Origin of the sequence: Nostoc sp. DedQUE12b, assembly GCF_034530835.1 — a bacterium.
In the GTDB taxonomy this organism is placed as follows: Bacteria; Cyanobacteriota; Cyanobacteriia; order Cyanobacteriales; family Nostocaceae; genus Nostoc.
Map to the genome: position 1 here is coordinate 19,814 of NZ_JAVRCI010000072.1, position 15,441 is coordinate 35,254.

The window sequence follows — 15,441 nt, forward strand, 5'->3', positions numbered from 1 at the left end:
GCTTGGTTGGGATGTCTTATTTTCTCATTAGGAGTTGTGGTTTTCTGGCAAGGCAGCCAAACAATCTTTATTTTTTAACAAGGTTTTACAGACTTGTTTTCACAGTTACCCTTACCCGTAATCTCATGTCCGTTTGATTACTGACATGATTTTTCAAGTACATAAGGGACATGCAAAATTCATGCATCGACACAAAAAGTTGGTACTTCCTGCTCCCTGCTCCTCTGCCCCCTGCTCCTCTGCTCCCCTGCGTCCACAGCCTAATCTGCAATCAACTCTACTGCATCTCGTCCATCAGAATTTTGTAGGTAAACTTTGACAATTTCTTCTTTAGCTGTAGGCAACTTCTTGCCAATAAAATCTGGATGAATTGGTAATTCTCGATGGCCCCTATCTACTAACACAGCTAAACGTATCACCTCTGGTCTACCGTAATCGTTGACTGCGTTCAAAGCAGCGCGAATCGTCCGTCCTTTGAAAATCACATCATCCACGAGTACAACAGTTTTCCCAGTAAGGTCAAAAGGAATTTCGCTTTTTGTTGGAGTCCGCAATCCAATTTTGTCGAGGTCATCTCGATAAAATGTAATGTCCAAAGCTCCGACTGAGACTGCTACACCTTCGAGTGTCTCAATTTGACGCGCTAATAATTCAGCTAATAACGCACCTCTGGTATAAATACCAAGAAGCACCAGTTGAGATAAATCACGCGTCCTTTCGACAATTTGAGAAGCAAGGCGAGTTAAGGTACGACGGATTTCTTCGGATGAGAGAATTTCAACTACTTTGGCAGACATAGCGAGTGATAAGTTAGGAGTGATGAGTTAAGAGTTAGGAGTTTTTATTCTTAACTCCTAACTCCTAATTCATAACTTTATATTTATCATTACCTATTTGGGAGCATTAAGAATATTGCGATCGCTATCCCTAACCATAGCAAAAAACAATATCGAGTCAGCTGTAAAGCATTTTGAATAGAAGTTGCAGTAATGGCATAAATAGCATCTCCTAGCAGTGGTTTGTACTTAGCTACCCCCCGATACCAATTTGTACCCCCCATCTGCACACCTAAAAATGCAGCATAGGCGCATTCACTCCAACCAGAATTGGGACTAGGATCTTTAATTGCATCCCGACGACAAATTTGCCAAATATGCATCGGCTTACCCGATAGCAGCGCCAGAGTCACGACTGTTAACCGACAAGGTAGCCAAGTCAAATAATCTTCTAAGCGCGCACAGAACCATCCTAAATAAGTATAGGGTGCTTCTCGATAGCCCACCATTGAATCAAGGGTACTGCTGGCTTTATATGCTAAAGCCAAGGGAGTTGGCCCCACAACTGGTATAAAGACACCAACAATTGCATAAAAAAACGGAGCCATTACCCCATCAGTGGCATTTTCTGCAACCGTTTCTAAAACGGCTCGGTAAATTTCTGCTTGTGAGAGGTTTTGAGTATCTCGACCAACATAATTACTTAAAATCTTTCGAGCCTTCTCTAAATCTCCGACTGTTAAAGGTTGTAAAACAGCCTCCGCAGCTACTCGCAAACTTTTGCCAGCAAAACAACTAGCCAAAAGAATGCTATCTATTGCAATTCCTAAGAATGGATGAACCCATTTGGCAATTTGAATCATCAAAAAGCCAACAAGACCGCTACCAATTATTAAGATAATACCTAGTACAATTCCAGCTAGGCGTTGTGTTAGAGAATTTTGACACAATTGGAGAAAAAATTTGGTCAGCCGAGAAATTACCCACCCCATAAGTTGCACTGGATGAGGCCAATCCCAAGGATCGCCAATTAAGTAATCTAAAAATGCTGCAATTATTAAGATATAGATATTATTAGTCATAAGTCGCGAGTCTTGGGTTAAAAGTCAAGGGTTAATATTTTGACTATTGACTCTTGACTAAACCACAAAACTAGCTTCTTCTCCAAGGGAAGCTTGCCGACTCCGAGCATCGTAATAAAGGTCTGCCAGAGTAATATTGTATAAAGCTTCTTTGAGCTTTTGGTTGAGTCTCTGCCAGAGGCTAAACGTTACCCAATCTTCAGCTTGTGTAGGTGCTGGGGTGTGATGAGGTAAATGGCTAGTCTCGCCAACAGCTTCTAAAATTTCTCCTATAGATATTTGTGCAGGCTCTCTTGCCAATTGATATCCGCCGATGCTACCACGAATTGATTTAACTATTGACGCACGACGCATTTCTATTAGTAGTTTTTCGAGGTAAGGAGCTGGGATATCTTGGCGTTTTGCGATCGCTCTCACAGATGCAGGCCCATATCTTGGCTGTAGACTCAAATCTAGCAACGCCTTTACACTATAGTGTCCTCTGGTAGTTAATTTCATTTTGGCAAGCTTTGTTGTTTTTCCTTTGTCTTCATTGGCACTGCATCACCCTTAAAAGAAATTCTGATGTCGCCTTCCCACTCTTAGACTTCTTTAGTTTGTCATTTCTAAATAACCAATGACTAATTACCAATCACCAATGACTAGGGATCAGTTTTGCTTATCATTCTGTGACTCAGTTCTCATCCTTAAGAAATAGACAAAATTTAGGGCGTTAGTTTAGAAAACTTAAAACTTATATAGTCTACCAGTAATTTACAAACTATATATATAGTTATCAGCATTGCCAGCATTCTCTAAAATAGATTGTCTTGGCAATATTGGTAATGGCATAACAATTGTGCATCTGAGTGTAATATACTTGGCTAGGTTGAGATAAAAACTAAAGGATTATGTTCCTGTTAGCTCAACCTCAGCTAAAATAAAATCGATTCAAACACTTCAAACATTCATTTTCGACCTAAGTTGATGCCTAAACAGAAAAAAATAGAACCCCTACTCGGCGAAGAACTGCTCAAAAAAGTCAAAGAGCTAGAGAACGAGAGCAAAGAAGACAAAGCCAAAAAGTGTGGCTACTATACCGTTACCAAAAATGGTATAGAGCGCGTCAATATGATGAAGTTCTTAAATGCCCTAATTGATGCTGAAGGCATTCAGTTAGACAGTACACCCAGTGCTAATGGTCGTGGTGGACGTAGTGCTAGCTATAGAATTAGTGTGCAATCGAATGGTAACTTACTGATAGGTTCAGCTTATACAAAACAGATGAATCTTAAACCAGGAGATGAGTTTCTGATCACTTTAGGCAAAAAGCACATTCGTCTGAGACAGGTAGATCCAGAAGATCGCGAAGATGATGAAGCCATAGAAGCCACGGCTTAATAAATAAATGGTCATTAGTCAATTCTCCGTTGTCTTGTGTCCTTTGTCATTTGTCCTTTGTGAAAAACAATGACTATAAACAGTCATTAGTCAAGTGTCCTTTGTGAAAAATAATGACCAATGACCAATGACCAATGACCAATGACCAATGACTAATGACTAATGACTATATCTGTAGTAGGTAAGACTGGTAAATAGTGGCGAAGTGCCTTGCGCGTAACTGCTAAATTACAGGTTAATGCAATTTGTTCTTTTTCTAATAAACCCAAAATGCGATCGGGTTTATCTCTTGCTACTACTGGTAATTGATGTAAACCTCGAAGACTCATCCGATCTAAAGCCTCAGATAAAAGTTCATCTTGCCATGCATAGAGAATTTCAGTAGTACAAATGTCTATGAGGGTTTGACTGGATAAATTATCGGGAATTTCAGTTAGGGAATTTGGGTATGTTTGCCAAATAGCAAGGGCACGGTTAATATCTTCCAAAGAAAGTATACCAACTAATTGCTCTGCTTCATCAAATACTAAAGCACTACGAACGCGATCGCGGGTCATTTCCACAGCTGCATCTAATACTCCCAAAGTTGCAGGTAACTTTTTGGGACAGGGATACATTGCATCTTCTACCAAAATTTGCTGCACAATTTCCGCTTGTTCATCTTTCAATTCCGAAAGACCGATTTGTTGTAGATTAGAGTTAGAGTTAAAAGTTGGTTTAATCCTTTCTACTAACCAAACACTCAAACCCACAGCTGCCATCAATGGTAAAACAATCCGATAGTCGCGGGTTAATTCAAACAGCATTAAAATAGCTGTTAACGGCGCTCTCACACTAGCAGCCAGTACTGCTGCCATTCCCACCATTGCGTAAGCTGGCGGAGCCGCCATTTGATCGCAAATTGTCGGGAATGCTACACCCAACATTTTGGCGTAAGCCGATCCAAAAGAAGCACCTAAAAACATGGCTGGTGCGAACAAACCACCGATGAAACCACTACCTGCACTAATTGCGGTCATTAATAATTTCACCACCAACAATACCACCAATAAGTAGAGTGGAAACTCCACATCTTGAAGCATTGCTTCTACAGTTTCATAACCTACACCCAGAATTTGCGGAAACTGCAAAGCAACAGCGCCAATGATTACACCGCCAATAATTGGATGAATCGGCTCAGGAATTCGTCCCAAAAAGGCAAAACCTGGAACCTTCCCAGCAAAGCAAGCTTTTGCTCCCCGAATTGATTGAGTATAAGCCAGAGAAACGAGGCTGGCCCCTAAACCCAAGCCAAGGTAAAGAGGTAATTCCAAAGGACTGCGTACTTGGTAAACAGGTAAATCAAAAGCAGGTTGTGCCCCCAAACCAATTTGGGCAATTAATGCTGCTACCACCGCTGCTAGTAGCACCACACTCACAGCAGAAGTAGCGAAAGATGTCGCTCCCATCACTACTTCTAGGGCAAAAAATACTCCAGCGATGGGGGCATTAAATCCCGCAGCAAGTCCCGCCGCCGCGCCAGCACCCAATAGCAAACGTTGTCGTTCTTGAGATACATTGAGAATTACAGAGAACAACATCCCAAAATTTGCGCCAATTTCGACACTCGGCCCCTCTGGCCCCAAAGAAGCACCGCTCCCTAAAGAAACAGATGCGGCCAGCATTTTGCTAACTGGTCGTAGTGGTCGCCTAATCTCTGTTCCCTGAGAGGCGGCGATGAGAGATGAAAGTCCAGGGCCAAAGTCTTGAGTGCGCCAGCGCATCAAGCCAACAATTAATCCGCCAAGGGTGGGAACGCAGGCTAAAGTCCATGCACCCCAGCCGCCAATTTGACCCATTAAATTTTCCAGCATCAGCTGGTGAACCAACTGGATTAAATAGTGAAAGGTGACTACACCCATACCAGTACCACCGCCAATGAGCATGGCTAAAAACAGCACCACTGTTTCTGGGGATGGTTGAAAACGATTAATTAGGTGAGCTAAACGAGCGGAAGGTGTAGGAAAGGCAGGTTGTTCCGTTACCTTCCTCAGTTGAGTGGGAGGCAAGAGAGTCATTGAGAGGCGGGGTAAATGTAAGAAAAAATTTAAATTTTTATCTGTTATTTATCATTGTGAGCCATTATTTAGCAACCGGACAAGTAGACTTTATTTGCTTAACTTACAAAGCTTTAGCTAAAAATGTCATTGTGCAAAATTTGTGTGGGGAGAATGGTTAAATGAGAGACAATTATTATTTAAGGGTCAGCGATGCCTAAGTTGGGCGTAGCTGCGGCTAGTGGGGTGCGAGTGGGCACCAACACTATTTTTTCTAGAGACAACAAAGTTTTTTCGGCTGGGTGGACGCACCCGTAAACATTAACCATGAGTCATCCTTGTTTAAATCTAGCTATACTCGTGTTGCGACTATTGAGCCATCCTTGGTAGTAATAGAATGTATGTATGATTGATGCTTGATATCAGATCGTACATTGATCCCAATTCAATATAGCTATTTGTTATAGAGCGAGTAAATGGACTAGGCGGATGAGGTAAATGAATATACACACTTTTGATAATCATTATGTTACTTGCCCAATTTGCCAAAGAAATGCCACGCCAAAACCAGTTAAAACGCGCATGGGCTTGTTTTGCTGTCCCTATTGCCAGGAAAGGCTAGTAGTTTGCCAAAGTGGTCATTATGTCCGCGATCCGTTTACTTGGAGACAATTGATGATGTCTTCGTCGCTACGTCGTCAAAGCCGACCTTTAGCGAGGATTATCAGAGATTTTGTCCTACTCAAGCGTCCGATGGTAGCATTGGCTGTAGGTAGTGCCATTTTCTTTAGTGCGATCGCTTTGACCCAAGAAAAGACAAGTTACGATCGCCAAATTATTCCCACAACAGAGAAAGTTAATGAACCAGGAAACAAATCTCAGTAAATGGATTACTTTTGTATAAATCAAATTCTACTTTGATTTTTGTAATATTATAACAAAATACTCTGATAAACCGTGTCTTATTACCCTAAATAGGACGCGGTTTTATATTATGTCCGTTTAAAGAGCGATCGCTAATTAGGTAAGTACTTTAGTACCCAAGGTAAGTATTTTCAGCACTAAAGTGCTAACTACAAACTGTTGTTTATTTATGCTTATCTAATGATTGCAATAGATCCTTGGGTAAAGACGCGGTGAATCGCGTCTCTACAAATGGTCTATTTGTCGCATTCTTTTTTCCAATTGGTATAAATCGCAGGTTTTTTATACTTTTGGGAAAAAGGCGATCGCTACACTACACGATTATCATTACCTTTTGGGCAACGATCTGATTTTTTCCTGACAAGGGGACAAGGGGACAAGGAAAATAACCATGCCCAATGCCCCATATTTACAGCCGATTAGTATTTTTTGTGACTAACTTCCAACCTTCAGCTTGGTCAATTAGCTTCATCGACTCTAGTTGAAGATTGTTGAAATCAGATACATTAAGCAGAAAGTAGGGTTGGCCGTTGTAGTGCCAATAATATTCCAGTTCACCAACAGAAGCGGGAATGATGGTGCGATCGCTATAATAATCCAACGAGGGACGATGGTAAGGAAAAGATGTGTAAATCTTCCTCGTCGCTGGATTTGCCCGCACAATCATGGCGGCGACTGGTTTAACTGGATAGGCTTCAGATAATTCCCAAACCCAGTAGTTAGATTTCATTAACAGTAGCAGCGAAATATAACTTCCCCAAAACAAAATCTTCAGAAATTGTCCGTCGCCTCGTTCTGCCAAAATAGCTGCTAAGGACATAGTTAAAGCTACTGCGGCAAAAATCAGTTGTAAATCTGTTTTTGGTGTTGTACCCGAACTGAAATAAATACTACCAGCAGAAGCAGCCACAGCAAGTATTGCCAAACCAGCAACCCAAGCACGGGGATAAGATGAGAGTAAAGGCGAATTTTCCGTTTCTGATAATTGGATACCAAAAGCTAAAGCTAAACTAGGGTAAATCGGGAATAGATACCAGGGAACTTTGGTAATCATGAAGGAAATTATCAGCAGATAAACTCCACTCCACGCCATTACTAGTTTTGCCCAGCTAAGGTTGCGATTTTCCCAGGTTAAGCGGACAGTTTGTGGTAAGAATAATAACCACGGCCATGTGTATTTGAGAAGTTCAATCACATAGTACCAAGGCGGTTTAGAATTCCCTTCTACAACTGAGCCAATTCGGCCTAGTGATGGGTTGGCAATAGCAATTTGGGCAAAAGTATAACCATAGTGAATTAGTTGGGCACCATACCAAGCAGCTACAGGTAGAATGCCAATTAAGATTGCGATCCAGAGATAGTAACAAGTGAGCAGTCGTGGTGTATCCCAAAACATAAATACGATGGCGATCGCACCGAGTAATACACCTAGCAGTCCTTGAGTTAAACAAATAAACCCAAAGCTAATGCCAACACCAAGACAATAACGTAAATCTCGGCGCGATCGTAACACGCACAACATCATCACCATCAAAAAACTTACCATCGCCCCATCTAACATTGCTAACCGCCCATGACGTACCACGGGTAGCATTGTTAGGTAAATTAAGGCGCTATAAATAGCAGCCCAACGTTGGCGAAATATCTCTTGAGCAATGCAATACAGTAAAGGTACAGATGTTGCTGTTAAAATTGCTCCAGGTAGGCGCGTTGTCAACTCATTTTCACCTCCTAGAGAATAAGCCCAAGCTATTAGCAAATGCATCAAAGGCGGCTTGTTGTGATATGGTTCGCCTCCTAACGTTGGGTAAAGCCAACGCATTGAACCTGCTGGGGCGTGCCAAATTTCACGAGCAACCTGTGCCACAGTACCTTCATCCCAATCTCGCAGCGGCAACCCTCCCAGATTGATGCTAAACAGTAATACTGCTGCCAACAGCAATACTATTAGCCATACCCAATCAATCCATTTGCCAACCGTGCGATGCTGTTTTTCCAGATGACTCCAAATAAAGCTTCCTTCTTGCATATTCTCTGGTAATCATTTTACTTGCTGGTTTGATTACATAGAGACATCTAGCGAATCTCCAATGTTGTCACCCAGTAACAACGTATGTTTTTAACAATTGCTAGTTTCCAAGATTAACTCAAATTTTTCTAATTAGCGCTATTTTTCAAAAAAATATATTGGTTATTTAAATAACATTTAAGCCAACAAATGATAAAAATAATACAAGTGATAAATTATTTATTACCTGTTAGATAGTCCGTAAATAAACTTGTATTTTCTTTTGAACGTGCCGCTTAGTTTAAAATTTATCTATTTATTTTTATCTGGCTAAGTCCATAAATTTTGTAACCGATTGCTACACTAATTAAATTCTATACTGAATATTTCATAAATTTGATAGATAAATTTTTGAATAGTAGTTTTACGACAAAACATAATTATTCATTTTTTAACAAGTATCTATGCATAAATCAATTTAAAGTTTGTAATAAGGAGTTTATTCTTGATAATCTTTGCTATGAGCGATAAATTGCTCACTAAAAATTAGGAGTTTATTTTATATTTAATTATGTCTACTTACTTCAATTAAATTCAATAATTATTAATAGAAACTAGTTATTAATAAACCTGTTCAAATAGCTAATTTTGCTTTTTTAATTTTAATTAAGCAATTTTTGAATTAAGATATCTATGATATACAATTTTTGAAGCACTTTCGATAACAATAAATAACTAAAAATTATTGGAGATTGTCAATGAATTTACCTGTAGTTGTAGATATTACTCTTGGCTTGGTTTTTATTTACTTGATTTTGAGCTTGCTAGCTTCGGAAATTCAGGAATTAATTGCCACATTATTACAATGGAGAGCAAAACATTTAAGAACTTCAATTGAATTACTTTTATCAGGTGGTAGTGAAAGTGAAAAGTCAGATATTATTAATGCAATCCATTTGGTACAAAAACTTTATAACGATCCTTTGATTAATACATTGAATCAACAAGCCAAGGGTAAATTAGAAAAGCATTTCCAAGAAATTACTAAAAAACCTGATAAAATAGTACTAGAAAAACAAAGCGGCCCTTCCTATCTTCCTTCGGAAACATTTTCAATTACTTTATTAGATACCTTAAAAATTCCTGAGCTAATTAATCATGTTAAACATCCTAGTGAAGAGACAAAAACCAATTTGCAGATGATATTAGCCTCTTATAAAGAACTTAAAAAAGGCATTAATAATCCAAATAGTGCAAGTTACGCAAAAATTCAAGAAATTTATGGAGAGATTGACCAAAAATTTATAGATTTTGTTAATAATGAGTTACCTGATGAAGTCCCTAATAGTTTAATTAAAAGCCTTAGTGTAATTGCTCAACGTAGCAGGATCAAGATTGGCGATCTCACAGAGGAAGTAAATCAATTTAAAAATGAAGTAGAAACATGGTTTGATCGCTCGATGGATCGAGCAAGCGGTGTTTATAAGCGAAATGCCAAAGGAGTTGCTATTTTAATTGGAATATTAGTTGCCTTTTTAACCAATACTGATACATTTCACTTGGTTAAAAGACTGTCGCAGGATTCGGTTATCCGCTCTACCATTACTCAAAGTGCAAGTCAACGAATCGATTATATTAAAGATCCAGAAGCCAGAAAGGAGATTGAAAAGCTATTAGGAAATGCTTCTATACCCATTGGATGGCAAAATATTAATCAACAGTTTGAGTTATTAGATACGACGGAATCGAATAGAATTTACATCAGAATTTCACAGGTTTTTAAATTAATTTGCGGTTGGATAGTGAGTGGTTTTGCTATTGCTATGGGTGCGCCTTTTTGGTTTGATATCCTGAATAAAGTTATTAATGTACGGAATGCAGGGCCAAAACCTGTTACCTATACTAAGGATCAACCGTCTCAGAAATAGTGTTTAAATTAAATCAAAAAATAAAAATAACTTGGAGTTTTAATTCTTTATTCTGAAGAGTGATGTCAATTTGCCTAATAAATTCTCGAAAGTAAAATCTTCGTTCTGTTTCCGACAAATCTAACCAAAATTGTGGTATGGAAACAGCTTGAGCAACAGAACGCAAGTTAACTGGAGGGAGAATTGCCAACTTTGCTTCGAGTGCAGAAATTTCTGTGCGGAGTTTGTAAGCCCTTAATTTTGCTGTTTCGGCATCTAAAATTCCAGTTTCAATTAAAGCGGGTAACTGAGCAAGTATTTCTTGCTGACGAGCGATCGCTTGTCCTAAACTATTCTTGAATGCATCCAACTGAGGAAAATTCATTCCTGCTACCGCCAGAGGTAAATCACGGCAAACCGTTTCAATGGTATGTTCCAACACCTGTTGGTAAGGAATAGCCTTACACTTGGGGCTTTGGGGACAGCTAGTAGAACGTAAATAAAGATACTCTTTATCTTGGTTGCGTTGGGTAACACGGGTAACTGTGAAATGTGACTGACACTCAGCACAGACAACCAACCCAGCGAGAGAACGCGGTGCGCTAGCAGTTCGAGATGGTAAACGGCTGTTACGGCGCAAAAGTCGGTCAACTTGGGCTGCTTCTTCCTTAGAAATTATTGGAATATGAGTATTGGAGATAATTTCACCATTTTGGTAAGCTGTATTGCCGCGATAGACTGGATTAGTCAGCCAGCGTCTTCCTGTGGTGACAGAGATTTTCTTACCGTATTTTTTCGCCAAGTAGCGTACTGAACCCCGCAGGGAACCATAAAGTAAAAAGTGTTCAAAAAAATCTTTGACAACTGGTGAAGTACTGCGGTCAATGGTATATTTTCCCTTACCTCTGCGATAGCCGTAGGGAACTTTGCCAGGTGGCGGTGCAACCTCAAGACGATTACGGGCGTGTCCTTGGCGGATGCGACGGCTACGTTGCTGACGTTGGATTGCGTGTAGTAAATTCAGCAAGTCAGCGCCCAGAGGGTAATTTTCGGAAGTGTAGGGCTGTTCAGTGGCGATTACTGCGATTCCCATGACTTCGAGTTGATTGAGGCGATCGCTAATTTCCTCTACAGTATCTCCCAATTCTTCCAACCGACGAATCAGGAGATAATCTGCTGGTTCAGTTTGGCAATCGGTAAATAATTGTTGTAATTGCGATCGCAAAGAAGAGTCTGGCTTGCCCAAATCTTCATAAACCCGATCCACCTCCCATCCCCAATCGGCTTGATCGGGAGAAGATTCTAATAGTGGATCGGTGTAAGAGTAAGCAATTATTTTCAAAGGTTTAGCGCAGCCCCACAAAGAAATGGTATTAGTTATAACTACTAGCTTGACGACAAAACATCAAGTGATACTGTCCGCCTAGTGCCATAAGTTCGTCATGAGTGCCTACTTCGATAATTTGACCGTGTTCTAGTACTACTACTCGATCTGCTAGTTTTGCCAAAGCGAGGCGATGGCTGACTACAACGGCTATTCTCCCCTTCGCCAGGTTACGCAAAATATTGTAAATCTCATGTTCTGTTTTCGGATCGAGGTTTGCTGTCGGTTCGTCAAAGATGACTAGTTCGGCTGGAGAGAGTCGCAGCAAAGCACGAGCGATCGCTAATCTTTGCCATTGTCCTCCTGATAGATCGATACCACCTTCTAGCTGTTTGCCTAAGAGAGTTTCCAAACCTCGATCGAGATTTGAAATTACTTTTGTCAAACCAGCCTCAGCGATCGCTTTCATAATTGCGTCGTCATGCTTTATTTTAAGTAAATCGCCAAAAGCAACATTCTCCCGCACGGTAGTTGGAAAATGAGCATAATCTTGCATCACTACATCAACCCGCGATCGCAAATCTTCTAATAGGAGCGATCGCAAATCTTGGCCATTCCAAATGATCGCACCTTGGCTAGGATCGTAGAGGCGACATAATAACTTTGCTAATGTAGTCTTGCCAGCACCATTTTCACCCACCAATACAATCATCTCGTTGGGGTGAATCGTCAGGTTGATGTTTTTTAGAATTGGCTGATTGCTATTGGGATAGGTAAAAGATAGATTTTTGATGTCAATACCTGTTTGCGATCGACGGTCGTTCTCATTTCTTTGAAAATGCCGATTGTTAGCAGTCGATTCTCTGACTTCTCCCCATACCTTTGTTACTGATTTTGATTGCAACTCTGCATGAGAACCGGACAACTGCGGCTCTAACTCCAAAAGCTGGAAAATCGGCGTAGTTGCCAGTGCAATATTATATAACTCTGACCCGCCAGACATCAGATTATCCAAACTCCGCCGCACTTCCAAAATTACCCCAGTGTAAAGTGCCAAATCTCCTAATGTATGGGTTCCACCTAGCACTCCCTGGATTACGTATATGTATGGCAACGCCAAGCCGAACCCACTCAATAAAGACCAGCCAATAACCGCTGTTGTCCCTCGACGGCGGATTTGTTCCATTGCTCTAAAAATGGTACGGTAAAGTCCGTGCCAGCGTTCTAGTAGTAAGGGTTGCAAGCTAAACAAGCGTATTTCTTTGGCGTATGTTTCCCCAGTTAAAACCGTTTTATATAAGTTCATTTCCCGAAGAACACTTGCTTGGGTTCTTTCTACTCCCCAAGCTTGCTTACGGTATTTTACCTGCACATACATGACGGGGGTAACGCAGCTAAACAAAATTAGCGGTATCCACCAAGCCAAGGACACCGAAAGCAGTATGGCTGGAATGAAAATAAAAATTCCCTCTAACATCGTCACCAGCCTAAGACAAAGCTCTGGAAGTCTTTGCACTCCCTTTTCGGTCAACTGCACCAAATTGAGCAAATCGGGTGTTTCAAACAGCGCAATATCTTCAAAAGTGGCAACCTTTTCAATCACTTGTCCTTGGACAAAGCCGAGAATGCGATCGCGCAAAGAACTATATACAAAGGCATTAATATTAGCGATCGCATCACTAACCAAATTTACTAGCAGCGAACCTACAATACTGGACACTAGCAACGGTTGCGAAAGTATGAGGGCGATGGCATTCTGCGTTGTCCCTGTACTCAATAAGCGAGTAATTTCATCAATGATCGTTTTGTTGAGCCAAATGGCGATCGCTGGGCCTGCACCACCCACTAATGTCAGTATTGTTACATAACGTAGCTCCTTTGGAACTACCTGTATTACTGTTGCTACACTCCGGCGAAATGCTTGAAATGGAGAAATTTCAATTATTTGCATATATTTTAAAGTAGCAAATAATAGCAAAATTCCCAGACAGACGTTGTGATCTCAATTCAACGGATTTACTTAGCTTTAAAGATGACAAAACAGGAACCATGCCAACTGGAAAAAGGAAAATCTGATGGCAATCCATGAAATGTTATGACTACCTGCACATGAGCAAAAGCGAAAGCTAAGAATATCGGAAGTTGGAAGCGGTGAAAATCGCACATCTAGATTAAACTTCTTGGCATTTGTCGGGGTAAAGGTGAAGGGGAAAAGGGTAAAGAAACTCAAAATTCTTTCCCTTTAACCTTTACCCTTTTCCCTAAGAGGGCAAAAATATATTTTTGCAAGAGGTCTAGGTCTATTTAACACAGAGCTGCACGGGATAATACCCGCCATTTACTCTACCAAGAGAGCGACACCGAGTCGGCGAGCGTCCGCAGAAGCGTCACAGCCCCTTAAAGTGGAATGGCACTAAGAAAAGCCCAAAGGCTTGTTTAGTCTCGTTCCCAGTCTTAAGACTGGGAATGTATTCAGAGAGGCTCTGCCTCTCGTCAAGAAAGAGGAGGCAGAGCCTCCCAGAATGGGTTCCCAGCCTCCAGGCTGGGAACCAGTCAGGGCAAGGGCTGTATCTTAACTTAGTGCCATTCCCCTTAAAGTAGAAGATTGCATACAAAAAAGCCCAGTCATCTCTAACTGGGCTTTTAGCTATCTCAATCTATTGGAGGTGAGAAGTTTCGCATTTATGCAGCAGGTTGTTCTAGATTAACCTTGACAACTTTGTTCTTTTCTTCCTCAGACTTAGGTAGTGTCAAATTCAAGATACCGTCTTTATAATCTGCGGTGACATTGGTATTTTGAACCCTAGCAGATAGAGGAATTACACGTTGGAACTTGCCATAGTAAAATTCACTCTTGGTAATACCCTTGTCTTGGGTTTTAGTTTCAGACTTGCGCTCACCGCTAATGTGAACAGCGTCTTGGGTGACTTGAATATCTAAGTCTTTAGCTTCCAGTCCTGGCAGCTCTAGCTTGAGATGAATCGCATCATCGGTTTCGTGCAGTTCAGCAGCCGGAACTCTGATAAAGCTTTTTTCAAGCCGTGCAGATGGTACTCTGGTATCTCCAAATAAGCCGTTGATGTGACGTTCTAAAGCGTTCAATTCTTGCCAGGGGTTGTAACGAACTAGTACCATAACTCTTTCTCGGAAAAATTCAGCTATTGTTTAATCGTTTTTGCACTTGATTTTGTGCTTATGTATTCATAATAAGTATGGTTCCAACTCCTGTAAATTCGGTAATCATCACCTCATTAAATGATGATTACCGCACTTAATTAGACCTAAAAAAAGATTGCGGTTTACGCGAATTCCTCGGTTCGGTAAACCAGAATAATCACTTTGAGAATCTGTAAAATTCATACGTAGTAATAAATTAGGTTTTGGCTGTAGAATTTAAATCTGTCAAATAATTATGCCTTTGATATTCAATCCGCACTTGCTTAACATCAAGCTCAGATTCTAAAAATACGAGTTTTTCTACTTGCTGTAATCCCACATTTTCAAACTGTGCTAATTCTGAGTCTGATAATGGCCAAGGTGGGCCAGAGGGTTCAACTTCTGTATCTCGAACACGAGTAATCAGCAAAAGTGTGCCACCAGGAGCAACAAAGGAGGTAACTGAAGAAATAACCCAATAACGCACATTCAACGGCAAAGCTTGAATATTACGACATTCAAAAACAAAATCAAAAGCTTGATGCCATTGTGAGGGAATTGCTAATAAATCTGCAACTACATAGTTGACAGTCGAATCTGGAAATCGCTCTTGACATCAAGCGTAGATGCGAAGCAGCTTGTCGTCAGACATCGCTGTTGGTGAAATATCAAAGGCGGTTACTTCAAATCCCAGATGAGCTAAAGCTTCGGCATCATCTCCCAAGCCGCAACCAATCACTAGCGCCTTTTGCCCAGAAGCGAACGGTTGATGATTCGTCAACCAATCTTGTAGATAACCTGAGTTCGGGATAAGGAAAGGAGCAGGTAGTAAGCTGAAAATAACGACA

At 40.6% G+C, this 15,441-nt stretch carries 13 protein-coding genes and 1 pseudogene; 3 read left to right on the forward strand and 11 right to left on the reverse strand.

Annotated features, from left to right (window positions below):
- Positions 1-260 precede the first annotated feature (260 nt).
- From pyrR to RMY16_RS26045, 3 genes are all read right to left on the reverse strand, one after another.
- The gene (gene pyrR / locus RMY16_RS26035; RefSeq protein ID WP_322696375.1) at positions 261-797 is read right to left on the reverse strand and encodes a bifunctional pyr operon transcriptional regulator/uracil phosphoribosyltransferase PyrR; all 537 of its coding nucleotides are present in this window, start codon (positions 795-797) and stop codon (positions 261-263) included.
- Between the two features lie 89 nt (positions 798-886).
- On the reverse strand, positions 887-1,858 hold the full coding sequence (cbiB, locus tag RMY16_RS26040) for an adenosylcobinamide-phosphate synthase CbiB (protein ID WP_322738786.1): 972 nt from the start codon (positions 1,856-1,858) through the stop codon (positions 887-889).
- A gap of 57 nt (positions 1,859-1,915) precedes the next feature.
- Complete coding sequence (locus RMY16_RS26045; protein WP_322664725.1) at positions 1,916-2,356, reverse strand: Rrf2 family transcriptional regulator; 441 nt, start codon at positions 2,354-2,356, stop codon at positions 1,916-1,918.
- A 468-nt stretch (positions 2,357-2,824) separates the two neighbouring features.
- On the opposite strand from RMY16_RS26045, the gene RMY16_RS26050 reads away from it, so the two are divergent.
- On the forward strand, positions 2,825-3,238 hold the full coding sequence (locus tag RMY16_RS26050) for an AbrB family transcriptional regulator (RefSeq protein WP_104909531.1): 414 nt from the start codon (positions 2,825-2,827) through the stop codon (positions 3,236-3,238).
- A 152-nt stretch (positions 3,239-3,390) separates the two neighbouring features.
- Here RMY16_RS26050 and RMY16_RS26055 read toward each other — a convergent pair whose 3' ends face one another.
- Both RMY16_RS26055 and RMY16_RS26060 read right to left on the reverse strand, forming a co-directional pair.
- A complete protein-coding gene (locus RMY16_RS26055; RefSeq protein WP_322738787.1) occupies positions 3,391-5,295 on the reverse strand; it encodes a chloride channel protein in 1,905 nt (634 codons plus the stop codon).
- A gap of 179 nt (positions 5,296-5,474) precedes the next feature.
- On the reverse strand, positions 5,475-5,603 hold the full coding sequence (locus RMY16_RS26060; RefSeq protein WP_322664632.1) for a hypothetical protein: 129 nt from the start codon (positions 5,601-5,603) through the stop codon (positions 5,475-5,477).
- Positions 5,604-5,772: 169 nt separating this feature from the next.
- Here RMY16_RS26060 and RMY16_RS26065 point away from each other — a divergent pair, with 169 nt between their 5' ends.
- Positions 5,773-6,159, forward strand: coding sequence for a hypothetical protein (locus tag RMY16_RS26065; RefSeq protein WP_322664630.1), 387 nt, complete (start codon positions 5,773-5,775; stop codon positions 6,157-6,159).
- A 448-nt stretch (positions 6,160-6,607) separates the two neighbouring features.
- Here the strand turns inward: RMY16_RS26065 and RMY16_RS26070 are convergent, their stop codons facing one another.
- Positions 6,608-8,227 carry a glycosyltransferase family 39 protein gene (locus tag RMY16_RS26070; RefSeq protein ID WP_322738788.1) on the reverse strand — a complete coding sequence of 540 codons (1,620 nt, stop codon included), beginning with the start codon at positions 8,225-8,227 and terminating at the stop codon, positions 6,608-6,610.
- A gap of 737 nt (positions 8,228-8,964) precedes the next feature.
- Between RMY16_RS26070 and RMY16_RS26075 the strand changes: the two genes are divergently transcribed.
- Entirely contained in the window at positions 8,965-10,134 is a 1,170-nt protein-coding gene (locus RMY16_RS26075; protein ID WP_322738789.1) for a hypothetical protein, read from the forward strand.
- Positions 10,135-10,147: 13 nt separating this feature from the next.
- Here RMY16_RS26075 and RMY16_RS26080 read toward each other — a convergent pair whose 3' ends face one another.
- From RMY16_RS26080 to RMY16_RS26100, 5 genes and pseudogenes are all read right to left on the reverse strand, one after another.
- A complete protein-coding gene (locus RMY16_RS26080; protein WP_322738790.1) occupies positions 10,148-11,455 on the reverse strand; it encodes a recombinase family protein in 1,308 nt (435 codons plus the stop codon).
- A 31-nt stretch (positions 11,456-11,486) separates the two neighbouring features.
- Positions 11,487-13,388: an ABC transporter ATP-binding protein gene (locus RMY16_RS26085; RefSeq protein WP_322738791.1), complete on the reverse strand. Its 1,902-nt coding sequence runs from the start codon at positions 13,386-13,388 to the stop codon at positions 11,487-11,489.
- Between the two features lie 731 nt (positions 13,389-14,119).
- Positions 14,120-14,572: an Hsp20/alpha crystallin family protein gene (locus RMY16_RS26090; protein ID WP_322738792.1), complete on the reverse strand. Its 453-nt coding sequence runs from the start codon at positions 14,570-14,572 to the stop codon at positions 14,120-14,122.
- Between the two features lie 238 nt (positions 14,573-14,810).
- Positions 14,811-15,170 (reverse strand): annotated as a pseudogene (locus RMY16_RS26095) (SAM-dependent methyltransferase); the annotation flags it as partial.
- Positions 15,171-15,209: 39 nt separating this feature from the next.
- On the reverse strand, positions 15,210-15,441 hold a 232-nt coding region (locus RMY16_RS26100; RefSeq protein WP_416211707.1), incomplete at its 5' end, for a class I SAM-dependent methyltransferase.